At 43.7% G+C, this 22795-nt stretch carries 19 protein-coding genes and 3 tRNA genes; 5 read left to right on the forward strand and 17 right to left on the reverse strand.

All coding sequences use genetic code 11. The annotated features are described in order from the left end of the window. Positions 1-64 precede the first annotated feature (64 nt). The 5 genes from mobV to ACO0K1_RS17755 all read right to left on the reverse strand — a co-directional run bounded on the left by mobV (position 65) and on the right by ACO0K1_RS17755 (position 3142). Positions 65-757 (reverse strand): MobV family relaxase, encoded by a 693-nt coding sequence (mobV, locus tag ACO0K1_RS17735; protein WP_423028135.1) that lies wholly within the window; start codon positions 755-757, stop codon positions 65-67. Between the two features lie 546 nt (positions 758-1303). Beyond that, complete coding sequence (locus tag ACO0K1_RS17740) at positions 1304-2569, reverse strand: phage integrase SAM-like domain-containing protein (RefSeq protein WP_423028137.1); 1266 nt, start codon at positions 2567-2569, stop codon at positions 1304-1306. Positions 2570-2646: 77 nt separating this feature from the next. Beyond that, positions 2647-2723: transfer RNA gene (locus tag ACO0K1_RS17745), tRNA-Asp, on the reverse strand. 22 nt (positions 2724-2745) lie between these two features. After that, positions 2746-2821: transfer RNA gene (locus ACO0K1_RS17750), tRNA-Val, on the reverse strand. 48 nt (positions 2822-2869) lie between these two features. Continuing rightward, positions 2870-3142, reverse strand: a complete 273-nt coding sequence (locus ACO0K1_RS17755; protein ID WP_162018311.1) for an HU family DNA-binding protein — start codon at positions 3140-3142, stop codon at positions 2870-2872. Positions 3143-3558: 416 nt separating this feature from the next. Here ACO0K1_RS17755 and purT point away from each other — a divergent pair, with 416 nt between their 5' ends. Then, positions 3559-4776, forward strand: coding sequence for a formate-dependent phosphoribosylglycinamide formyltransferase (purT, locus tag ACO0K1_RS17760; RefSeq protein WP_423028139.1), 1218 nt, complete (start codon positions 3559-3561; stop codon positions 4774-4776). A gap of 136 nt (positions 4777-4912) precedes the next feature. Next, positions 4913-6523: an L-aspartate oxidase gene (gene nadB / locus ACO0K1_RS17765; protein WP_423028141.1), complete on the forward strand. Its 1611-nt coding sequence runs from the start codon at positions 4913-4915 to the stop codon at positions 6521-6523. A gap of 352 nt (positions 6524-6875) precedes the next feature. On the opposite strand, the gene ACO0K1_RS17770 is transcribed toward nadB, so the two are convergent. The 7 genes from ACO0K1_RS17770 to ACO0K1_RS17800 form a co-directional block, all read right to left on the reverse strand. After that, entirely contained in the window at positions 6876-7709 is an 834-nt protein-coding gene (locus tag ACO0K1_RS17770) for a LytR/AlgR family response regulator transcription factor (RefSeq protein WP_423028143.1), read from the reverse strand. A 30-nt stretch (positions 7710-7739) separates the two neighbouring features. Beyond that, a complete protein-coding gene (locus tag ACO0K1_RS17775) occupies positions 7740-8627 on the reverse strand; it encodes a sensor histidine kinase (protein WP_423028145.1) in 888 nt (295 codons plus the stop codon). Then, positions 8624-8887 (reverse strand): hypothetical protein, encoded by a 264-nt coding sequence (locus ACO0K1_RS17780; protein ID WP_423028147.1) that lies wholly within the window; start codon positions 8885-8887, stop codon positions 8624-8626. Before ACO0K1_RS17780 ends, ACO0K1_RS17775 begins: the two co-directional genes overlap by 4 nt. 646 nt (positions 8888-9533) lie before the next feature. Continuing rightward, positions 9534-10400 (reverse strand): carboxylating nicotinate-nucleotide diphosphorylase, encoded by an 867-nt coding sequence (gene nadC / locus ACO0K1_RS17785; RefSeq protein ID WP_423028149.1) that lies wholly within the window; start codon positions 10398-10400, stop codon positions 9534-9536. 61 nt (positions 10401-10461) lie between these two features. Next, positions 10462-11595 carry a quinolinate synthase NadA gene (gene nadA / locus ACO0K1_RS17790; RefSeq protein ID WP_423028151.1) on the reverse strand — a complete coding sequence of 378 codons (1134 nt, stop codon included), beginning with the start codon at positions 11593-11595 and terminating at the stop codon, positions 10462-10464. 271 nt (positions 11596-11866) lie between these two features. Then, positions 11867-13930 carry a M13 family metallopeptidase gene (locus ACO0K1_RS17795; RefSeq protein WP_423028153.1) on the reverse strand — a complete coding sequence of 688 codons (2064 nt, stop codon included), beginning with the start codon at positions 13928-13930 and terminating at the stop codon, positions 11867-11869. A 137-nt stretch (positions 13931-14067) separates the two neighbouring features. Further along, a complete protein-coding gene (locus ACO0K1_RS17800) occupies positions 14068-16017 on the reverse strand; it encodes a CocE/NonD family hydrolase (protein ID WP_423028155.1) in 1950 nt (649 codons plus the stop codon). A gap of 428 nt (positions 16018-16445) precedes the next feature. On the opposite strand from ACO0K1_RS17800, the gene ACO0K1_RS17805 reads away from it, so the two are divergent. Beyond that, on the forward strand, positions 16446-16871 hold the full coding sequence (locus tag ACO0K1_RS17805) for a hypothetical protein (RefSeq protein WP_423028157.1): 426 nt from the start codon (positions 16446-16448) through the stop codon (positions 16869-16871). Positions 16872-16946: 75 nt separating this feature from the next. Here ACO0K1_RS17805 and ACO0K1_RS17810 read toward each other — a convergent pair whose 3' ends face one another. Together ACO0K1_RS17810 and ppnN are read right to left on the reverse strand one after the other, a co-directional pair. Beyond that, positions 16947-17906 carry a chemotaxis protein gene (locus ACO0K1_RS17810; protein WP_423028159.1) on the reverse strand — a complete coding sequence of 320 codons (960 nt, stop codon included), beginning with the start codon at positions 17904-17906 and terminating at the stop codon, positions 16947-16949. Positions 17907-18107: 201 nt separating this feature from the next. Beyond that, entirely contained in the window at positions 18108-19481 is a 1374-nt protein-coding gene (gene ppnN / locus ACO0K1_RS17815; RefSeq protein ID WP_423028161.1) for a nucleotide 5'-monophosphate nucleosidase PpnN, read from the reverse strand. A gap of 297 nt (positions 19482-19778) precedes the next feature. Here ppnN and ACO0K1_RS17820 point away from each other — a divergent pair. Together ACO0K1_RS17820 and ACO0K1_RS17825 are read left to right on the forward strand one after the other, a co-directional pair. Beyond that, positions 19779-19855 (forward strand) — tRNA-Met (locus tag ACO0K1_RS17820). A gap of 271 nt (positions 19856-20126) precedes the next feature. After that, complete coding sequence (locus ACO0K1_RS17825; RefSeq protein WP_423028163.1) at positions 20127-20762, forward strand: LysE family translocator; 636 nt, start codon at positions 20127-20129, stop codon at positions 20760-20762. Between the two features lie 34 nt (positions 20763-20796). Here the strand turns inward: ACO0K1_RS17825 and ACO0K1_RS17830 are convergent, their stop codons facing one another. From ACO0K1_RS17830 to ACO0K1_RS17840, 3 genes are all read right to left on the reverse strand, one after another. Beyond that, a complete protein-coding gene (locus tag ACO0K1_RS17830; protein WP_423028165.1) occupies positions 20797-21396 on the reverse strand; it encodes a GNAT family N-acetyltransferase in 600 nt (199 codons plus the stop codon). Positions 21397-21514: 118 nt separating this feature from the next. Then, entirely contained in the window at positions 21515-21709 is a 195-nt protein-coding gene (locus ACO0K1_RS17835; protein ID WP_423028167.1) for a helix-turn-helix transcriptional regulator, read from the reverse strand. A 1-nt stretch (position 21710) separates the two neighbouring features. After that, complete coding sequence (locus ACO0K1_RS17840) at positions 21711-22097, reverse strand: hypothetical protein (protein WP_423028169.1); 387 nt, start codon at positions 22095-22097, stop codon at positions 21711-21713. Positions 22098-22795 lie beyond the last annotated feature (698 nt).

Consider the following 22795-nt stretch of genomic DNA (forward strand, 5'->3'; position numbering starts at 1 on the left):
GCTGGTCTGGTGCGACGCGGGATTGGAAATTGAAGGACGAGGTCTGGCTGAATCCGAAACGAAATCAGGCAGAGGAACTAATGCTAGCAGCATGACTTGACGCGACATCTTTGTTGACAACTACCGTAATTCTATCTACCATTTTATAAAATACTTTTAATGGCACATGTTTTAACCTCGATCCCTTTACTCCACGGATCAACCCCCATTTTTTATTATTCTGTGCAAATTTGGTTTGAAGTTCAACCAAATAGTCAGGATTAATTTTTTCTGAATTCAAGGACCAAGTTTTTTTCTCACAAATTCCATAACGATTTTTATATTTTTTTACAGACTCAACTTCAGTAGAAACAAAAAAATGCAGGTGCGGAGTTTTCTCATCAAGGTGCAGGACAGCCAATTTTAATTGATCGCCAAACTCATTTTTCATAAATTTAATTTGATCGCTTGCCCAATTATTTATTTCAACCTCAGATTTATTTTTAAAAAATTCTGGCGATGCTGTCGCAACATATTCAAAAGCCAAAGTATTATTTTGTTTTTCTTTTACACCCAAACTCAAATAATGCTCAGTTAGTTTTTTCTGAAAACTGCTGGCATCATTTTGATCAATTCCTAACGGATTGAACAAAATTTTATTGAGGTGGCTACGCCCAGAATCAATATTACTTTGATTCCTTAGCCTCAAATTATGCTCACTTGCTTGGGTAATGTGAGATCTGTTTTTCAGTTTTTTTGTTCTTAATATTGCATACATGTATTCAGGTTTTTGTTGTTGTTTTTTTATCTCCCTGTAATAAGCGTAGCGTAAAATTTGACGCAGTCAACGGCAAAACCTTTGAGATAACTTTTAGTTATCGTCACCTACTATTGCAACCTAGCGAGCTAGGTTGCGTAGGCTCTACGAGGTAAGCAAAAAACACATCAAAAACAACAACAAAACCTTAAGGGCCATACCCTTAAAATCCCGTTCCGAATAAAAAAATCCAGCTCAAGGCTGGATAATTTTTTAATCGGTCTGAAAATATTATTTCATTAGGATTGACTTTTCATTGTTAATTTTTTATGTTTTTTTTCAAAAGGAGCAACAATGAAAAAAAATTTTTTAGACTTTATGATATTTTTTTGGGGAGCATGTCTTGGCACAATATTTGCACTTGAATTGCTAAAATATTTACATTTCAAGTTGTAGAAAATTTAATTAATCCCAGACTTGAGATTAAGAAAATAACCATACCAATGATACAAACCACGCCAAATAATTTTAACCACCAAGGAAATCCATTTTTCATTTTAACTTCCATTAATTAAATTTCAAAAATGGTTTTACCATCAACAATAATTTAAGTTGCTGTTGATTTACAATCTCAGCTAACCGGTCCACACTAAATTTATTTGAATAGGTTGCCACATTAACCGATTCAATTTCATGTCCAAAAAATTGGCAACGGGGTTCATACGGAACCTCATTTTTCATAAAATAATCATTCAAAAATTTTCTTAAAGAATGAAAAACTAACTTGCCACGATTAATTTTTAATTCAGATAAGTGACGAGCAAATTTTTTACCGACTGCATTACCTGATCCTTTTCCATTCCGATCAACATACCTAAAAATAAAATTTTCTTTGCCATCAATAAATTTTTTAAAGTCATCATCAAACAATTGATTGGGCAATGGCACTTCTCTTTTTCCTGCCGAAGTCTTCGAATCACGAATAATAATCATCGGATTATTATTTTCTGAAACCTGAAATTGTGATTTGGTTAGTGAAGTTATTTCCGAAATTCTGCAACCAGTAATTAAACCCAATAACAAAACATAGTAATAATCTGGGTCAGATTTTTTTTGTTCCCTGTAATACTCACTGGTAAAAATTTGTTTAATTTCTTCAGGTTCAAAAATCAAATACCCATCAGATAATTTTTGACGTTTGGTCAGTAATGACATATTTTCAGCAGGATTTTTCTGATTCAAGAGATACCCCTGTTTAATCGCAAAATTTAATAAAGCTTTAATGTATCCAATTTTTCCATCAATGGTTCTAGGAACATTACCTTTATTTGCCAAAAATTCTTGGAATCGGGTTATATCTCCAACCTGAATTTCAGAAATATAACATTTCAATTTAAAAAATGTTTCAAATTCCTTAACAGTATTTTTATGAGCTAATACTGTTGCAGGTTTCACTTTTTTCAATAAAAAATATTTATCTAACAATTCCAACAGAGTGAGTGACTTCGTAGAAGTGGCCCTGTCCAGGGAGCTTTCTTTTAATATAGGTTGTTGCTTTTGACTTTGGGTTTCACGCATTAGAGCTAAGGTTTCTAATAATCGTTGATGATCATCAGGACCATCAGACTTGGCAATACCTCTAGAAATATCCAGTTCGTATTTTTTTATATTATTAATATCAATACTCATCTGAATGCTTTCAAGTAATCTGGAAGCTCTTATGATAGCAATTTGACGATCTGCTGTATGCAGTGATCGTTTAAATTGTTTACCGTGGATACGGGTATGAAAATAGTAGGAAGAATTACGAAGATAAACTGGCAAATTGAGCATGGTTGCTACCAAATTTGCTACCAGCCCAAAAAGGAAAAAGTCTTATAACTCATTGAATTATAAGACCTTTTTTGTATTGGCGGAGTGGACGGGGCTCGAACCCGCGACCCCCGGCGTGACAGGCCGGTATTCTAACCAACTGAACTACCACTCCTAAATACAACGATGTTTAATTTTGGTGGGCGCTGAGAGGCTCGAACTCCCGACCTAAGCCTTGTAAGGGCTCCGCTCTACCAACTGAGCTAAGCGCCCGCACCTACATTAAACCCGCGCTGCTAGTCACCGCAGCGCGAAAGAGCATTAGTTTACAGCATCTTTCAACGCTTTGCCAGGTTTAAATTTAGGAACCTTGGCAGATTTGATTTTTATTGCCTCACCGGTACGTGGATTACGACCGGTTCTTGCTGCACGTTTGCCAACAGAGAAGGTACCAAAACCGACCAAAGTAACTGTTCCGTTTTTCTTCAAGGTTGTTTTTACCGCACCGATCAAAGCGTCCAGGGCGCGGGACGAAGCCGCTTTAGAAATGTCCGCTGTTTTCGCAATATGATCGATCAACTCAGTTTTATTCACTTAAAGCTCCCTCACAAAAATTTGAATTCGCGACGATGTGTTCGATTATTTAATTGACGTCCATCAATCACGGCAAGCAGGAAGTCTGCATTTAGTATTAAAACAAGTCGCAAACCCTTGTGTCAAGCGGTTTGCATCGATTCTCCGCAAACTCCCGATTAAATTTTGATTTACTCAGTATAATTTCGGTTTTAATCTGCGGCAACAAAGACAAAATATCCTCGCCAGTTAAAAAACGCATGAGAATATGCGATAAATTGGCGATAAATTGGCAATAAACAAGCAATAAACAAGCAATAAACAAATTTGCTTTTTCTTGATTTTGGCGACAATTAGAATGTTTACTCGAACATTAATTTATCCTTAAATTTTGAGCCGCAGTCATTCCATTAATTTACAAAAACGATGACCCTTTTATGAAATCGACCGCTACGCTAGGAACCCCATTATCACCATCAGCGACTAAAGTGATGCTCCTTGGCTCTGGAGAGCTGGGAAAGGAAGTCATCATTTCACTGCAGCGTCTGGGGATAGAAGTCATTGCTGTGGATCGCTACGCGAATGCGCCAGGACATCAGGTTGCCCATAGATCCTACGTCATCGACATGACCGATGGCACTGCGCTGGCGGCCTTAATCGAAGAAGAGCAACCAGATTTAGTCGTCCCAGAAATTGAAGCGATAGCAACGCCGACGCTGGTTGAACTGGAAAATGCTGGAAAAGTTCGCGTAATCCCCACTGCCCGCGCCACATGGCTCACTATGAACCGCGAAGGAATACGCCGGCTCGCCGCTGAAACATTAGGCCTTGCGACCTCACCGTATCGTTTTGCCGACAGCCTGGAAGAACTTCGTACCGCCTGCAGCGAAATTGGTTTTCCATGTGTAGTTAAACCAGTGATGTCGTCGTCGGGCAAAGGACAATCCAAGCTCGACAGCGCCACCGATATTGCCACTGCCTGGGACTATGCTGCGGCTGGTGGACGCGTGAATGCTGGCCGCGTTATCGTCGAAGGTTTTATTGACTTCGATTATGAAATAACACAGCTGACTGTGCGTGCTATAGGTAAAGATGGTGCAATTGAAACCCATTTTTGTGAACCGATTGGCCACGTTCAGGTGCAAGGCGACTACGTGGAGTCATGGCAACCGCAAGCAATGCACCCGACCGCCCTGACACGGGCGCGCGATATCGCAAAAAAAATTACCGACAACCTCGGCGGCCTGGGTTTATTTGGTGTTGAATTATTCGTCAAAAATGAGATGGTTTGGTTCTCTGAAGTTAGCCCAAGACCACATGATACTGGAATGGTAACGATGGCTAGTCAGGCACAAAATGAATTTGAACTGCATGCCAAAGCAATTCTTGGCTTACCTGTCGACACCAGCTTACTATCGCCAGCTGCTTCTGCTGTGATTTACGGTCAACATGACGCAAAAGGTATTGCATTTAAAGGCGTTGCAGAAGCCTTACAGGTGCCAGGCACTGATATCCGCCTATTTGGAAAACCTGAGTCATTTGTGCGCCGCCGGATGGGTGTTGCACTGGCAAAAGCCGTTGATACTGATACCGCACGTATTTTAGCAAAAGCGGCTGCCGCCAAAGTTACACCAGTGATTATCGAAGCTAAGTAAAATAAGCTTTTTTAAAATAAGCATTTTTAAAATATGCCAATAAAATTCGCCATTCAACGTAAAGTAAAAAACACATTATTTCCCTGATAGGCTATTTTAATTTCATCATCGCGTAGCAAATTTAAAGCAAATACTAATGAAGAATTTCGATGTGGCCATTGTAGGCAGCGGCCTGGCAGGATTATCCGTCGCGTTACATTTAGCACAAACCCGCAAAGTAGCGATTATTTCCAAACGTGAACTCCTGGATGGCGCAAGCAATTGGGCGCAAGGTGGCATCGCTGCGGTTCTTGATTCAAACGACAGCCACGAACAGCATATTTCCGATACCCTCATTGCAGGCGGCGGTCTCTGTGATGAAGGCGCCACCCGCTTCATTATTGAGCATGGCCGCGAAGCGATCGATTGGCTGATTGAACAAGGTGTCCCCTTCACGAAAGACGAGGAGGCTGAACTTGGATTCCATTTAACGCGTGAAGGAGGCCATAGTCAGCGCCGGATTATTCATGCTGCTGATGCCACTGGCCACGCGGTTCAAGTCACGCTCGAACAAAAAGTTCGCAATCATCCGAATATTTCTTTGTTTGAACATCACTACGCGATTGACGTCATCACATCCGGCAAATTAGGTGATACGTCATCTACCCCACGCTGCCTTGGTTTGTATGTGCAAGACGTTAAAACTGGCAAGGTAGATACATTTTCAGCACAACACACCGTCATGGCAACGGGCGGCGCAGGTAAAGTTTACCTCTACACCACCAATCCCGATACCGCAACAGGTGATGGAATTGCCATGGCGTGGCGCGCTGGATGTCGGGTCAGCAATATGGAATTCATTCAGTTTCATCCGACCTGCTTATATCACCCGTATGCAAAATCCTTTTTGATTACGGAAGCAGTGAGGGGTGAAGGCGGTATTTTGCGCTTGCCGCCAGAAGCCGGTGCTGCAGCAGGCCTGCGCTTTATGCCAGCCCACGATGAGCGTGCCGAACTGGCACCGCGTGACGTGGTGGCACGCGCGATCGACTTTGAGATGAAAAAACGCGGACTTGATTATGTTGAGCTTGATATCACGCACAAATCACCCGAATTTTTAAAGGAACATTTTCCAACAATTTATGCACGCTGCCTCGAATTTGGCATCGATATCACCAAACAGGCAATCCCTATTGTTCCGGCGGTTCACTTTACCTGCGGCGGCATTGTAACTGATACTGATGGACGTACTGATCTGCCTGGCTTGTATGCTGTTGGAGAAACCGCCTACACTGGCTTACACGGTGCCAATCGATTGGCGAGTAACTCATTATTAGAGTGTTTAGTCGTTGGACGTGCAACAGCAAAACACATAGAAAACCAAGATCGTGCGACGCCGTTAGCATTACCTGACTGGGATGAAAGTCGCGTTTCAGATGCCGACGAAGAAGTCGTTATTGCGCACAACTGGGATGAATTGCGTCGATTTATGTGGAATTATGTTGGCATCGTTCGCACGACAAAACGTCTGGAGCGCGCCAAGCATCGTATCAGACTGCTAAAAGAAGAAATTGACGAGTATTACGCCAACTTCCGAATTACAAATCATTTACTGGAATTGCGCAATCTGGTCGAGGTTGCTTCTCTGATTGTGAATAGCGCTCTCAGTCGACGCGAGAGTCGCGGCTTACATTACAGTAGAGACTATCCAGACACGCTCCCTAAAGCATTGCCTACCGTGCTGACGCCGAAACGCAAAAAAAATTAATTGGATGGGAGGGCTCGCTGATCACGCGCCCTCCTTCAACTCAGAAAAAACACTGTCTGCTCATATTCTTGATCTTATTCTTGATCTTATTCTTGATCTGAGAGTTGCAAACGAGACCTACGAAAATCATTTGGCAGCATTGAGAACGTTATGACCATATCGTTCAATAGTCTCGCATTGCGATCACCCTTACCGCCCCCTCTGCATGAGGAAGTGGAAAATATTTGTTACTATTGGTGTTTATCCCGTAGTGCAAATGCAACTGGCAAATCCCAACTAATGCACTCATAGCGGGAGTTGTACCGGCGCCGAAACGTGTAAATTTTTTTGTCTGGCAAGGCAATCCGCAAGCCTACATCTGCTGAAAAAGATGCGTATGATTTCGACTTACTTCCAACTTCTCTGCACGCCCTTTCAGACCCAACATTTGCTTACCTCGAAAATCACGAGTCACTTCGGCAATCGCACTCACGCTCACCAAAGTTGACCGGTGTATACGCCAGAATTCACGCGGGTCTAATTCATCCTCCAACTCTTTCAAAGACTTTCTGATCAAGTATTCCGCTTGTTCCGTTTGCACCAGCGTGTATTTTTCATCTGACCGAAAAAATAAAATTTCTTTGGTGCTGATCATGCGCAACGCATTGCCGACACTTGCCTGTATCCATCGTAAATACTCACGTTGTGGCGATTGCTTTTGCATTAATTGCTCAAGCATTTGTTTCATTTGCTGCGTCTGATCACTTTGATGTAATTGGGAATGAGGTAACGGTGATGGCACTGCAGAAGTCGCCGCAAATTGCGACCTCTTTTCTTGAACACGCTGCTTTAATCGATCGACTGTTTGCTGCAAACGATCAAGCTCGACTGGCTTCAACAAATAATCGACTGCACCGCGTTCAAATGCCTCGACGGCATATTCGTTGTACGCAGTAACAAACACTAATTGTGCGCGCTCAGCAAGTTGTATCGCAGCTTCAATACCATTTTTACCCGGCATACGAATATCGAGAAAAATAATATCTGGCGATAGAATTTCTGCCTGCTCCAGTGCAGCAATACCATTTGCCGCCTCGCCCACAATCTGCAATTCTGGCCACGTCTTCAATAAGCTTGCCCGTAAGTAATCACGCATCGGCGCCTCATCATCAACCAACATGGCAGTCACTGCTTTATTTTCATTCATGTCTACTCGCTTATTGGCTAAAAAAATGAGTTAAAAGTTTTGATTTAAGTAGGGAATCTGCACCCTGAACATGGCACCACCCTCGAACGGCGTTTCAATAATCAAACTCGCTTTTGTACCGTACAACATTTTTAGACGCTCACGAATATTGGTCAAACCAACCCCTTCCGCGACATGCATATTAAGCCCCATGCCATTATCACTGACTTCCAGCCATAATTGATTGTCGTGTCGCTTCGCCACAATATTGATTATCCCACCTTCGATTTTGGGTTCCAAACCATGTTTAATCGCATTTTCCACCAAAGTTTGAATCATCATCGAAGGGAATTGAACTTTTTCAAGGCCCTCTTCGACATCAATTTTGTAGACCAAACGATCCTGCATCCTGGCTTGCATAATATTGAGATACGCACGTGAAAGCGCAATTTGCTGCCCTAACTGACCTATGCCCTGCTGCCGTATTTGAGGCAATGCCGCCCGCAAGTAACGAATCAGATCCGCATGTACCGCAGCCGCCCGCTCCGTATCGGTTGCAATTAACTGACCGATCAAGGCCAAAGTATTGAATAAGAAATGCGGTTCAATCTGTGCTTGAAGTGCTGCCATTTCAGCTTCCAACAAACGACGCTCCAATGACTCGACTTCCGCCCGGGTCATGGCGGCATTTGCCATTAACTCCGCTTTTCGCTTGCCGCCCGCCACCGCTTTAATCATGATCGCCGCCAGGATCATCATCACCATGAAGGGTCCGATGCCTAGAAATCCAGAGAAAATCAATGCAATAACACTGGTCAAGGCGAGTGAAAGCCAAGAAACTACCGCTGCCCAATCAAAGAATTTCCACCATAGAACACTCACCGTCTCTGCAACGTTCATAACGACATGCAAGATAGGATTTTCATCTCGTTTTTTCATTTATCTTCTCCGTCAAATCGCATTGATGATGCAGATTCAAGCATCGGAACCACCTTTTTTTGAGCAGGCTTACGCAAAAATAGCTTATGAAACATGGTAATGGCAACGATCAATTTGGCAATGGTTGTCAGGTGCAACACAATACCTGCAATTAAAACCATAAAACATCCAATGAGAACTTGTCCCCAGGATGACGCATGAATGCGATCAGTAAATGCGGCCCAATAACTTGAAAATACGTTTAATGGTGTCTGTTTCATCATCATTCTCCTTGAGTTGACGAACCTGATTTACATCAGATTCAACATAAATTGTTGTCGATGAATGGAGAATAAAGAAATAACAGACTGGATACGAATGAAATGCGACTAAATGTCGATTACCAGGGTTAAGTGGCATGGTGAATGGATAAGTGGAACGAAGGGATACATTGCCTTTGGGCATAGTGCATTATTGTCGATTATCAGTATTGATCAGTGGCGATACGCGCAGATGCAGGCGCGGTTGCACCTGCCCGATTAAGTATACGTATCCTCGACAATCTCGCCTTTGACTTTCACCACTGTAGACTAAGAAATTTGTGCGAAACATAAATTGGATCAAAAAGTGTTTTGTTTGAGCACAGCGCGTTTAAACACGTTCCCCATTTTTGTGGCACACAAATTTTGCCGACACGTAGTGCAGCAGCGGCAGGGCAAAGTCACAGCACGGCCTTCTTTGACTTACTTTTCTTGTCGACCAAAAAAAAGTAAGTGACTGCCGGACCACCCCTCACTTGGCGCTACGAAGAGCGATTTTTTTGCAAATAAAAATGGCGCAAAAGGACAAAATAAGCTGGGCAATAGGGTGGCTTTGGAAAACAGTATCTACACCATTGATGCCAGGTCACTTAACTGACCTGACAATTTAAAGCACACGCAACGAAAAATCGGTCGCTTTAATGTCTTTAGTAAGGCCACCGATTGATATACGATCTACGCCAGTTTCGGCGATTGCCCGCACGGTGCGTTCATCCACACCACCAGAGGCTTCAAGCAAGGCACGACCAGCATTGATGGCTACCGCCTGCCGCATCATCTCGGTCGTAAAATTATCTAACAGTATTGATGTAGCACCCGCAGACAATGCAGTTTGCAGCTCATCCAGGCTTTCAACCTCAATTTGTATCGTTGCTTGCGATTTGAGATTAAATGCTTGTTGCAGTGCCGCCCCGATCCCACCTGCTGCTGCAATGTGATTTTCTTTAATCAAAATACCGTCATACAAGGCTAGTCGTTGGTTTTTACCGCCGCCCACACGGACTGCGTATTTTTGCGCCAAACGCAATCCAGGCATCGTTTTGCGGGTATCCAGAATCGCTGCGTGCGTACCAGAAACCATGGCTACGTATTTTGCGGTAGCAGTCGCAACGGCAGACAATAATTGTAAGAAATTGAGCGCAGAACGTTCAGCCGTCAATAATGCGCGCGCTGGCGCATCGATTTTGCAGACCACTGAATTTGCAGTCATCGCATCACCTTCTGCATAGTGCCATTCGATCTCCACTGCCGGGTGACAACGTGCCATGACCGCATCAAACCAAGGCGCGCCGCATAAGACTGCGTCTTCGCGCACGATCACCTGTGCCTTCACGCGTTCTTCTGCCGGTACTAATAATCCAGTCAAATCAGCGGCGCCAATATCCTCAGTCAATGCATCGACGACATTGCGCTCGAACGCAAATTGCAGGTCATGATCAAACGGAAAATGTGTATTTTTTAAATTGCTAGCCATAGAGCGCTATTCCTATAATTTTCAGGAAACATTAAGTTTTAATTGGGGGCAAACACCCTGCCTAAGCTGGTCCAATACCAGAAAAAAGTGCGCCATCTTTCGCCAGATCACCGGAAGGACGGACATTCGCTTTCTTCGCCGCTGCAAAATCAAGCATGCGGTTAATACACAATTGCGCCAGAGAAGCAGTTTCAGGATCGACCTGAATTTCATTGTTTCCGTGCTCCAGCACCTGCAACAGATTACGCAAGCCGTTCATTGCCATCCATGGGCAATGAGCGCAACTTTTACAAGTTGCGCTATTACCGGCAGTTGGCGCCACGATAAAACGTTTGCCAGGTGCCGCCATTTGCATTTTATGCAAAATGCCGTTGTCTGTTGCCACGATAAATTCTTGCGCATCGAGTGTTTGCGCCGCATGGATCATTTGTGAGGTAGAACCAACGACGTCAGCCAATGCCACCACCGCTGCCGGGGATTCAGGATGTACCAGTACCTTCGCATGGGGATATTCTGCTTTCAGGTCGTCTAACTCGATACCTTTGAACTCGTCATGCACCAGACACGAACCCTGCCACAACAACATATCAGCGCCAGTTTGTTTTTGAATATAACTGCCCAGATGCTTATCCGGTGCCCACAGTATTTTTTTCCCTTGCGCGTGCAAATGGGCAACGATATCGAGGCCAATACTGGAAGTCACCATCCAATCGGCACGCGCTTTTACCGCCGCACTGGTATTGGCATAGACAACGACTGTACGGTCAGGATGCGCATCGCAAAAAGCAGCAAATTCATCGGACGGGCAACCCAAATCTAGCGAACAGGTCGCGTCCAGATCGGGCATCAAAATCGTTTTTTCAGGACTCAAAATTTTGGCAGTCTCGCCCATAAATTTCACACCGGCTACAACCAGTGTTTTGGCAGCGTGATCGCGTCCGAAACGTGCCATTTCTAGCGAATCAGAAACACAACCGCCCGTTTCTTCTGCCAAGTCTTGTAACTCAGCATCAACGTAATAATGTGCGACCAAAACAGCTTGCTTTTCTACCAACAACTGCTTGATGCGCGCTTTGAGCGCTATTTTTTCGTCAGCGCCAGGCGCTTCGGGGATCCGTGCCCAGGCGTTCGCCGTGCAACTCAGGCCGACATCCATTTGTGGACGTTCAAATTCAACAACTTTGGTGTTTTCCATACAAATCAAAGTAAGCTAATAAGGTAAAAAAAACGACACGGCAAATAAATTGGCCTGGCGCACATCAATTTCGATAACAATCAGAATTTGCTAAAAAATATACTGCATAAGAGTATATAAAAACACTCTAGTATCCATAAGGACAATAGAGTGTTTTTTAAACATACTCCCCAGTATTTACTTTATTTCGGCTCTAAACCTTCGCTCTGCACGTTTGCAACGCCAGCACCGAGTATCGAGAAAAAGTAAATTCAGGCGATAGTATACGCTGTTACCAGATAATTACTTGCTTACCGCCGTGACGCAAAGGCGAACGCTCACCCTTACAGCTAAATGCGTCAGAAAATTCTGGCATATTTGCTATTGGTGCAATCACCCTGTATTTATCTGGAGAATGTGGATCAGTTGCCAGTTGCAAGCGTAAGCTTTCGTCACGGATCAAACTGCGGAAGCTCTGCGCATTGGCGACAAAGAAACGCTGATCTGGTGTTAAGCCATCAATTTCTGCTGCTTGCGGTTTGGTTTTTAAGGATTTGCGCAATGCTTGAAGTGCAATTTTCATCCCACCGAGATCGGCAATATTTTCACCGGCAGTCAGTTTTCCATTAATGTGTAATTGATCGATAGGAGTAAACTCATCAAATTGCTGTTCGATCGTTTTTACGCGTGCCAGAAATTGTTTTTGATCCTGCTTCGTCCACCAGCTTTTCAGATTGCCTTGAGCGTCAAATTGACTCCCTTCATCATCAAACGCATGTGTCAATTCATGGCCAATCGTCGCGCCAGTATTACCGTAGTTCGCGGCAGGATCGGCATTCACGTGATACAACGGCGGCTGCAATATCCCCGCCGGAAAGACGATTTCATTCATGGTCGGATTGTAATAGGCATTCACCGTTTGCGGCGTCATGCCCCATTCGTTACGATCAATCGGTTTGCCTAATTTTGCCATTCCACGCTTAAATTCGAACTCATGTGCACGTGCAACGTTCGCAACATACGAACCACTATCAATGTGCAAACTACTGTAATCGCGCCAGACATCCGGATAACCAATTTTGACCATCACAGTATCGAGCTTTTTGTAGGCTTGCTGCTTCGTCGTATCCGACATCCACTCAAGTTTGCTTATACTTTCACGCATCGCTTCCTTGATGTTATTCACCATTTCAAGCACGCCAGCTTTGGCTTCAGGGCTAAAGAATTTTGCCACATATAATTCGCCCAAAGCTTCGCCTGCATTACGGTCTATCTTTGCAATCACACGTTTCCAACGTGGCTGCAATTCTTTGGTGCCTGCCAGAGTTTTACCATAAAATTCAAAATGTGCATTCACAAAAGCGGAACTCAACTCGCCAGCATAGTCATTCGTCAAATGCCAGCGCAAGTAGGTTTTCCATTGATCAAGTGAGGTACCGTTGACCATACGACCTGCTTCTGCAATGAATTTTGGATGAGCGATATTTAACTGGCCAGGTTGATGTAAACCGACCTCGTTAAAATACGTTATCCACGATGTGAAATGGTCTACTTTGCGCAGACCATTCAAATCTGACAGGTGATAACTTGCTTGTGGGTCGCGTAAAGCAACTTTCGTCAGCGACGCTTTTGCTAAACGTGTTTCCAAATCAAGCACCGTTTTCGCATTTTGTTTTGCGAGTTCTGGTTTATCACCAATCAATTCAAATATGTGCGCGACGTACGCCTGATATTTATTGCGAATTTCTACCGTCTTTGCATCAGTTTTCAGGTAGTAATCGCGATCAGGTAAGCCAAGGCCGCCTTGCATTAATTGTGGAATATAACGCGCCGCATTCTTTGCATCTTGTTCGACGTCAAAGCCAAATAAGGCATTAACACCTTGCTTGTGTAAATCAGCGATCACTGAAATCAACTGCTGCTTATCGTTGATGCTATTGATTTTGTCGAATTGCGTATTCAAAGGTGATGCGCCGTCTTTTTCAATTTGCGCTTCATTCATTCCGCTCGCATAGAATGCGCCCACCAATTGACCAACACTGGTTTTAACATCACCAGCAGCGGCTGCTTCAGCAATTTGCTTCAGTGCAGTCAAATTGCGCTCGGTTACTTCATCATAAGCACTGTAGCGAGAACGGTCCGCTGGAATCGGATTATTCTTCAACCAAAGACCATTTGAATATTCAAAAAATGCAGTGCAAGGATCTGCTTTCAAATCCATCGTCGCCGATTCCAGCACCAGTTGATTTGAAGTCGCCATCGAGGTCGGCGCAGATGATTGGGCAAAGGTGCTGCCTACGCATAACAATCCCACCAAACCACTCATCGTTTTACGTTTGAAAAATGTAGGTACCATGAATCGCATCCTATATATTTAGTTAGTTAGTTAGTTAGTTAGTTAGTTATTTATTTAGCTTTGTATTTAGCTTTGCATTTAGCGATGCATTTGGCTATTTAGCATCATGAAAAAAAGCTTGCCTCAAGGTCTTAAAACTACTTTGACAACACTTGCACAGCAACGCCAGAAAATTGACCTGGCGCACGATAAACACGTTGTGTTGCCTTTTGAAAATCCTCTGGATTCGCTTGTGGAATATCCATAAATTTCTGTGGATTTAGATCAACCAAAGGAAACCATGAACTTTGCACCTGCACCATGATCCTATGTCCGCGTCGGAAGGTATGATTTATATCCGGCATTTTATAGCTCAGCGGCGTAACCTGATTTGCCACTAAAGGTTCAGGGCGTTCAAAACTGTTACGAAATTTCGCCCGCATGGGTTCACCGCGCACCAACTGTTGGTAGCCCGCCATCGTCACAGCCGGCGGCGGCACATCATGTCCACGTTCGTGGGGGGCACGCTCTTCAGGAAAATCATCCGGGTAAACATCGATCAACTTAACTACCCAGTCTGCATCTGTGCCACTTGTTGAGACAAACAATTTAGGAATGACTGCACCGACGATAGTGACATCCTCTTGCAATATCTCGCTTTGGTAAGTCAGCACGTCTGGACGGGTTGCGGCAAAACGCTGATCCGACACCATGTATTCTCTAGGTACACCGGTGGCAACATAAGAAATATAGGGTACTGGCTTTTTCGGGTCACTGACATACTCATCGTACTCGCTATTCGTCGCGACAGGCTGAGCCCAACTCAAGGCACCATTCGCACCGAAATACAGTTCCTTATTTTGCGCTTGCTGCGGCGGCCAGCTAGCATAGTGGCGCCAGACATTGGTTCCCGTTTCAAAGACAGTCGCTTCCGCCAGAGGCTTAGCATCGACGCCCTTCAAATAATGTTCAAAGAATGGAAATACAATATTTTTGCGGTAATATTCACCTGTTTTGCTTCCAAAATCAACGTCGCCCATCATCTTTCCATCCGCCGCAGCCCAAGCACCATGCGACCACGGGCCGATAACCAGCCCATTAAAATAAGCTTTATTATTGGCTTTGATACTCTCATACGTCGCTACAGGGCCGCGCACATCTTCAGCATCAAACCAACCGCCGACTGTTAAAACGGCAGCTTTAATATTCTTCAAATGCGGCGCGATATTCCTCGATTTCCAGAAATCATCGTAGGTACTGTGCTCGATGGTAGGCATCAGTAATTCACGCTGTTTGTCGGTGAGTCGCGCCGTAATATTTTTCAGACTTTGAAACTTCAAAAAATATTGATAGCCATCTTTGGTCTGGTAATCAAATGAGCCCCAATTTTTTGGGTACGGGGTAGGATTTTTTTCAGTGGTAAAACTAGAATAAAAATCAAAATTGGCAGCAAGCATAAAAGCACCGCCATGATAAGAGTCGTCCCCCATAAACAAATCGGTGACCGGCGCTTGTGGCGACGCGGCCTTAATCGCAGGATGAGAGTCAATAATACTTGCCGATGTATAAAAACCTGGGTAAGAAACTCCCCAAATCCCTACTTTCCCGTTATTGCCGGAGATATTTTTCAGCAACCATTCCACGGTGTCATGCATATCCTGACTTTCAACACCTTCACCAGGTTGGCGTTTCGGATTGATATGTGGTGTCATTTCTTTCCAATGTCCCTCAGACATAAAACGACCACGTACATCTTGATTTACAAAAATGTAGCCGCTAGCTTCAAACTCTTTTGATGGCCCCAACGATTTCGGGTAAAAATCAACGCCATAATGCGCTTCATCATCTTGACGAACGCCAGTCCCGTATGGGGTGCGCACCACCATAAACGGGTACGTACGACTGGAATCCTTTGGCACATAGACCACGGTGAACAATCGGGTGCCATCGCGCATAGGAATCTGGTATTCAAATTTTGTATAATTTTCCCGAATGGTCGGTGTCGCTTGCTCAGCATTCTCTGCTAATCGCGTCGCTGCAAAAGCAGGGCATTGAATGGCCGCAAATATTCCGGCGATGACTGTAATTTTTTTTATCCCAAACGACATGTAGTCCCCTACTTCATTAATTGAACGAAAACAACTAAATTAAATTACGGCAAAACATGATTGTTTTCATTGCTTTTCTTGATTTCACCGATGAGTTTGCGCATTGAACTTTTAATGCCAACACGAGTCACAGACATATAACTAGTCGCTAAATGCACCATAAGAATTCAGATTTCGCGACATTTTATGCCTAAATATATTACTCGGTATAAATAATATGGAGAAACAGATAATCAGCCTAGGCATATAGTTACCACATGCAGAGCAAGTCTTTTCAGTTCTAATTTCAGTTCTAAATGCGGTTCTAATGTATGCACTGGTAACAGAGTGTAAATTGACGATTTAGTTTCTTATTTTTTTGACGTAAACTGCGATATTTCGAAAATTTTACAAATATCCTTGGTTTTTGAAAGCAAAGGCCACTTCCAATGAAAACCATCAAATTTGCGGCGATTTTATTTTTGACTCTTGGTCTCGTGGGGAATTGCTACGCGTGGCCTTACCATCATCATGGTGGGCCAAGAGTTGGATTCGGTGTGTATATCAATCCACTACCATTAGTTTTTGGCAGCCCCTATTATGGCGGCGGTTATTATGGAAATCCGTATTACGCATATCCTCAGCAAGTGATCGTTAGCTCACCGACCGTTATCTATAGCACACCAGCACCGGCCAGTTACCCGGCTTACAGCAGCGTGCAGCCAGTCCAAAGCTATGAAACCTACGAAGTTCAACCTGCGCAAGCGAATCAGCCATCAAATACTGGCCACGAATGGTTATATTGCAACCAGCCAGATGGTTTCTATCCAGCAATCAAAAATTGCCCTGGCGGCTGGAAAAAAATAATTAAATAACAATAAAAATAGGGGCAATTTAATTGCCCCTATTTTTTCAGCCAGCAATAATCGTTAAAACAATCTTTTAAACGATTATTTATTAGCTAGTACGGTTCTTATCGACGCAGCCAGTTCTTCTGCGACAAATTTTGCAACATAGGCATCCGCACCAACGGTTTTAATATGCTCTTCATTGGTCTGACCAGACAGTGAGGAATGAATTATCACTGGCAGAGATTTATAACGATCATCCTGTTTGATTTTGCGGGTTAGCGTAAAACCATCCATCTCCGGCATTTCCAAATCGGTTAAAACCAATGCAACTTTGTCGCGCAGATTTTTACCTTCCGCTTGCGCCGCTGCAGCCAGAACTTGCAACTTATCCCATGCTTCTTTGCCGGTTTTGGTCATAATAAACGGCGCACCAATAGCGCCCAATGCCTTCTCGATCAAGCTACGAGCAACGCCTGAGTCATCTGCGGCAAGAATAATTGACCCTTCCTTCATTTGCAAACGATCGCCGATCGTTTCAGGATCAACATCTTTTGCATCAGTTGGCGTAATTTGGCGAAGAATCTGCTCCACATCCAATACCTGCGCCAAACGCGTATTTTCTGTATCACCATCCAGGCGAGCAATACTGGTGACCATGCCACCTACCGCACTATTCTCTGCCGATAATACCTGGCTCCAGTCTAAACGTACGATTTCTTCGACTGATTCAACCGCGAACCCTTGGGTTGTCCTGGCATACTCAGTCACCAACATAATGTTCAGACCGGTTTTTGGCACACACCCCACGACGGATGGCAAATCAATGACAGGAATAATCTGTCCACGCAGATTCACCACGCCTAGCATATGAGGCAAGGAACCAGCCACCGCCGTAATTGTTGGCATGGCAACTATTTCGCGCACTTTGAATACATTGATGCCAAACAATTCCGAGCGATCACCACCGCCATCACCGCCCAATCTGAAAAGTAACAATTCAAATTTGTTCGAACCCGTGAGATTGGTACGCTCGTCCACTTCTTGCTGTACGGTACTCATAATTGTTATCCTCAAAAGTAATAGAATTGATTATTCACATCTTACCAAGTCCAACCATTTTTCCCAAAGCAAATTTATATCCTGTCAGAAACTTTTGTTTCATGACCAGATCGTACACGTTCGCGACACCATCGTCATCACTATATCGTCATACGTCGCCATTAACTATAGCCAATAAATTGGCTCGTTAAAAAAATTCAGCTATTTTATGATGCGATAACAGGGCGTATAGGCTTTACCTGGCAATTTCATGCGATTTTGTACAACAAAGGCAGTGAGCAACGCATCCATAGATTGCATAATAGCAACATCGCCTGAAATTTCGAAATTCCCAAATTGTTCGATTGCCCGAATTCCCTGATTTTTTACATTCCCCGCAACCACACCAGAGAACGCGCGTCGTAAATTCGCTGCCAATAAATGGGGTTCCTGATTTTTATGCAATTCCAGCCCGCGCATATTTTCATGCGTTGGTTCAAATGGTTTTTGAAACTCTGCATCAATTTTCAATAACCAATTGAAATAATAAGCATCGCCTTTTAGTTTGCGATACTCACGAACTTGCTTAATCCCTTTTTCGACTTCTTGCGCGACTAAAGCCGGATTGTTCACGATAATGTGATAGTGCTTTTGCGCAGCTGTGCCCAAAGTATCGAGAATAAAACGGTCAATCTGAGCAAAATAGTCAGTGGCACTTTCGGGGCCTGTAAAAATCAGCGGGAATGGTAACTCAGCATTTTCCGGGTGCAATAAGATGCCTAGCAAATATAAAATTTCTTCGGCCGTTCCTGCGCCACCAGGAAATACGATAACAGCGTGCCCAACGCGGACAAACGCTTCAAGGCGTTTTTCTATGTCAGGCATAATCACTAACTCGTTGACGATGGGATTGGGCGCCTCAGCGGCAATGATCCCGGGTTCAGTCAATCCTAGATAACGGCTATGAGGCAGCCTTTGCTTTGCATGCCCAATGGTCGCACCCTTCATTGGCCCCTTCATTGCACCGGGTCCACAACCAGTACAGATGTCCAGACCCCGCAAACCTAACTGATATCCAACTTGTTTTGTATAGTCATACTCAGCGCCAGAAATTGAGTGACCACCCCAACAAACGACCAGATTAGGATTCACTTGGGGCTGCAAGAGATTTGCATTGCGTAGCACATGAAAAACGGTATCAGTAATACCTTCAGAACTATTCAAATCGAATTTTTTACCGTCGGCAATTTCAACGTTTATAAATAAAATATCCCTCAAAACGGCAAAAAGATGCTCTTGTATACCTTTAATCATCACGCCATTAACAAATGCACTTGCCGGTGCACCTTTGACGTCGAGCTTAATGCCACGTTCGCGCTGAACAATGCTGATATCAAAACTCTTATAACGCTCGAGCAGCTCTTTGCCATCGTCTAAACCGCTTCCGCAATTCAACACTGCAAGTGCGCAACTACGAAAAATCTGATATAGCCCGCCGTGGCTATTGTCGAGCAACTTGCCAACTTCTGCTTTTGACAGTACTTCCATCCGACCTTCTGGAGAAATTTGGGTATCAATGACTTCATATTCAATCATGGTTCAGTTCTCCTTTTAAAACGTGCATCTCAAAACACTGGCAACAACCAGCAAACACCAGCAAACACCCACAAATATTTCAGAAAAATGTAAAGGCAAATCCAAGCCAACAAAAGTCAGCTGACAATCATTGAGTTCGTAATCATTATGCACTTATTCAGAAAAATACTTATTGCATTCACACTTTTTTTTGAAAACCAAAAAATCGACGCCACGACTATTCGCAAAAACAATTAAAATATTTTGCTATCGCACTTGTATATTCAACTGATGCCATGTATAGTTCGCCCTCTCAGACGCGGGGTGGAGCAGTCTGGCAGCTCGTCGGGCTCATAACCCGAAGGTCGTAGGTTCAAATCCTGCCCCCGCAACCAATTCAGCAAAAAAGGCTTACAGTTATCTGTAAGCCTTTTTTGTATTCAATCGATTTTTTTGCAGCACAATTCATCCATATCAGGCTTGCACGGTCAGTGTCGACACCCTCATCGTCAACGTGAATTGAATAGTGACACATCAACTGTTACTGCACGACCGCTTTGGAAATCTCGAACTATTGTTCAAATTTGAGGTTCGCTGTTTTATGCAATATGCGATCATTAAACTCACGCCAGTCCGCTATACTCAATCTTTTTGTGATTGCTTATTATGTTTGGCACACACGATCTTGCTCTTTTTATTGCCTCCGGCTTACTCCTTAACATTGCCCCTGGCCCGGATTCTATTTTGATTATGGCACGGAGTGCCCGGCAAGGTTGGCGCGCGGGATCTGCAGCTGCTCTGGGAATCGGTGCAGGAACATGCATCCACGTCGTTGGGGCGGCGTTGGGACTTTCAGCGTTACTCACCACGTCTGCGATGGCCTTCACTGCAGTTAAATGGATCGGTGCCGCCTACCTGGTCTATTTGGGACTAGCGATGCTATTGAATCGTACTACAGACAAACTCAAAGCAGGTATGCCAGAAGCAGCACCTATGGCTTATTCGCGAATTTTTATACAAGGCCTTTTAACCAATGTTTTGAATCCTAAAGTCGCGCTTTTCTTTCTAGCTTTTGTCCCGCAATTCATCACACCCGGCGCAGAACACAAGGCACTCGCCTTTGTATTTCTAGGCGCTATTTTTAATTTCAACGGCATGCTCTGGTGCCATCTTTTGGCGCTTTTTTCAGCATACGCAAGTCAACGGATCGCTGTTCCAGCGCAATGGATTAAATGGCTCAATCGTGGCATTGGGGCTCTATTTCTCTCTTTTGCTATACGTCTGGCGATAACAGAGAACTAGCATAATTATTTCAATGTAGAGTTCGAATGAAGGGCTAAATGCCTACCTGCAATCGCTGCTTAGCGTAGGAATCCGCGTCAATGGCATATATCAATTGTGCTCCTAGCACATGGTTGTCGTTAGAAGTTTCAAGATAAATGAGTCCGAGCTTTTCGAGCGCTCGCCTTGATGGGTAATTGGCCTCGCGCGTAATCCCAAATACCCGTTGCAGACCAACCTGGTTGAACGCGAGCTCCAACGCCTTTGCTGCCATTTCGTGCGCATAACCGAATCCCCAAGATTCAGGCGCAAAGCGAAAATACAAATTAGCGGCATTTTGCAATTTAAGACGCTCAGTCAATTCGCTTCCACCAAAGCGTGGCCGACTAGAAATACCACCAAAGCCAATAATTTGGCGAGGGTCACTTCTGAGTGCAACGGTCCAATATCCCCATCGTTTTTCATCCCACTCGGATTGCCAATGCTTAAGCAGATCAGTTGCCTCATGCACACTCTGCATCGGCCCGTGTGGATTGTATCGGTTCGTTTCGGGATGAGCATGAATTTGATAGATTGCATCAATATAGGCCTCCGAGGGGCGATAAAGAATCAATCTATCGGTGACAACAGCATCTCTGCAACTAAGTTCATTCATCAATTTTTTCCTCATCAGTCAATATCCTTTGAACATCATTATAACGTTGGAAAGTGGTCATAAAAAAGCCAGCACAAATAAAGTGGCTGGCCATTTTCTGGGGAGGTTTCAAATGACGCTATTCTTCGACTTGAAAAATTTTCTCTAACGGGAGCTTGAACAATTTTGAAATCGCAAATGCAAGCGGCAAACTTGGATCATATTTGCCAGTTTCCAGCGCATTAATTGTTTGCCTCGACACCTGCAATTGATCGGCGAGAGTCGCCTGGCTCCAGTCATTATTACTGCGGAGTTGTCGGATAATATTTTTCATATTACGATTCCAGCGTTTTACGCACACAGGCAATGACAGACCATCCCCCCATAAAGACGCCCCAGACCACAAACATACTCAAGCGTGGAAAATCGATACCTTCCATAAAACCGTAGGTCAAGCTAAAAACCGCGGTCAATGCGCCTGCCATCGCAATATTTTCCATACTCCATTGGCGCACATATTCATCAATACGCTTGAGATGACGTGTAATTGCCCACAACATGGCTAATACCGGCACCATCGGAGTCAACGCTATTGCCGTACGAAGAATGCCGGCTTCCATACCTTTTGCAAACCAGATACTAGTAAATAGAACGAGTACGTAAATAAAAACAGAACCGAACAATTCACGCAGATAGACTTGATTCATTTTTTTCTCAAACATGTGAATCTCCTGATAATTTAAATAAATTCATTAATTAGATAATTTCGGTAATTCAGATAGTTCAAATGCAGCCCATCAAAACCTGACGCATCTTACTTTTCACTTTTCACTTTTCACTTTTCACGCCTCACTTTTTACTCTTAATACGTATTCAACGACTTCTATTTATCGAACTTGTTAAATTGCCGTGCGCTCGCACTTAAGTTAAACATGTCAAATAAACTTGACATGTTTAACTAAAAAAATAGCCCAATCTGAAATATCCTATTGCGCTACCTTGCATTCAATGTGCTACAGGCTTTCTCTTGCACTTTAAATGTAAAGCGTACTTGACATTTTATATGGTGATTTTTTAATGTCAAGGTAACTTTACATTATTTATTTTATCGACTTTAAATTGTAAATATTTAATAGGCAAAACCACCTGACTAGTTATCAGTTTATTAATAAATAACCAATATTTTATTAACGACTTATCATGAATTATCAATAGCTCGCCAACCACGCACTTCTGGAAATACGACATCAGAAAATGGTTGTTATTTTAATTTTACAGTTTCGATTTAGATTAACGGTAGTTGTCAACAAAGATGTCGCGTCAAGTCATGCTGCTAGCATTAGTTCCTCTGCCTGATTTCGTTTCGGATTCAGCCAGACCTCGTCCTTCAATTTCCAATCCCGCGTCGCACCAGACCAGC

The sequence above is a fragment of the Undibacterium sp. SXout20W genome (assembly GCF_049340285.1).
In the GTDB taxonomy this organism is placed as follows: Bacteria; Pseudomonadota; Gammaproteobacteria; order Burkholderiales; family Burkholderiaceae_D; genus Undibacterium.

What these genes read in the sequence shown, in the direction of transcription:
- ppnN (WP_423028161.1), bottom strand. Translation starts at nt 19,481, where the DNA reads ATGATTGAATATGAAGTCATTGATACCCAAATTTCTCCAGAAGGTCGG.
- purT (WP_423028139.1), top strand. Translation starts at nt 3,559, where the DNA reads ATGAAATCGACCGCTACGCTAGGAACCCCATTATCACCATCAGCGACT.
- ACO0K1_RS17770 (WP_423028143.1), bottom strand. Translation starts at nt 7,709, where the DNA reads ATGAATGAAAATAAAGCAGTGACTGCCATGTTGGTTGATGATGAGGCG.
- nadB (WP_423028141.1), top strand. Translation starts at nt 4,913, where the DNA reads ATGAAGAATTTCGATGTGGCCATTGTAGGCAGCGGCCTGGCAGGATTA.
- ACO0K1_RS17780 (WP_423028147.1), bottom strand. Translation starts at nt 8,887, where the DNA reads ATGAAACAGACACCATTAAACGTATTTTCAAGTTATTGGGCCGCATTT.
- ACO0K1_RS17775 (WP_423028145.1), bottom strand. Translation starts at nt 8,627, where the DNA reads ATGAAAAAACGAGATGAAAATCCTATCTTGCATGTCGTTATGAACGTT.
- ACO0K1_RS17830 (WP_423028165.1), bottom strand. Translation starts at nt 21,396, where the DNA reads ATGAATGAACTTAGTTGCAGAGATGCTGTTGTCACCGATAGATTGATT.
- nadC (WP_423028149.1), bottom strand. Translation starts at nt 10,400, where the DNA reads ATGGCTAGCAATTTAAAAAATACACATTTTCCGTTTGATCATGACCTG.
- ACO0K1_RS17840 (WP_423028169.1), bottom strand. Translation starts at nt 22,097, where the DNA reads ATGTTTGAGAAAAAAATGAATCAAGTCTATCTGCGTGAATTGTTCGGT.
- ACO0K1_RS17740 (WP_423028137.1), bottom strand. Translation starts at nt 2,569, where the DNA reads ATGCTCAATTTGCCAGTTTATCTTCGTAATTCTTCCTACTATTTTCAT.
- ACO0K1_RS17810 (WP_423028159.1), bottom strand. Translation starts at nt 17,906, where the DNA reads ATGAGTACCGTACAGCAAGAAGTGGACGAGCGTACCAATCTCACGGGT.
- ACO0K1_RS17825 (WP_423028163.1), top strand. Translation starts at nt 20,127, where the DNA reads ATGTTTGGCACACACGATCTTGCTCTTTTTATTGCCTCCGGCTTACTC.
- ACO0K1_RS17835 (WP_423028167.1), bottom strand. Translation starts at nt 21,709, where the DNA reads ATGAAAAATATTATCCGACAACTCCGCAGTAATAATGACTGGAGCCAG.
- nadA (WP_423028151.1), bottom strand. Translation starts at nt 11,595, where the DNA reads ATGGAAAACACCAAAGTTGTTGAATTTGAACGTCCACAAATGGATGTC.
- ACO0K1_RS17805 (WP_423028157.1), top strand. Translation starts at nt 16,446, where the DNA reads ATGAAAACCATCAAATTTGCGGCGATTTTATTTTTGACTCTTGGTCTC.
- ACO0K1_RS17795 (WP_423028153.1), bottom strand. Translation starts at nt 13,930, where the DNA reads ATGGTACCTACATTTTTCAAACGTAAAACGATGAGTGGTTTGGTGGGA.
- ACO0K1_RS17800 (WP_423028155.1), bottom strand. Translation starts at nt 16,017, where the DNA reads ATGTCGTTTGGGATAAAAAAAATTACAGTCATCGCCGGAATATTTGCG.
- mobV (WP_423028135.1), bottom strand. Translation starts at nt 757, where the DNA reads ATGTATGCAATATTAAGAACAAAAAAACTGAAAAACAGATCTCACATT.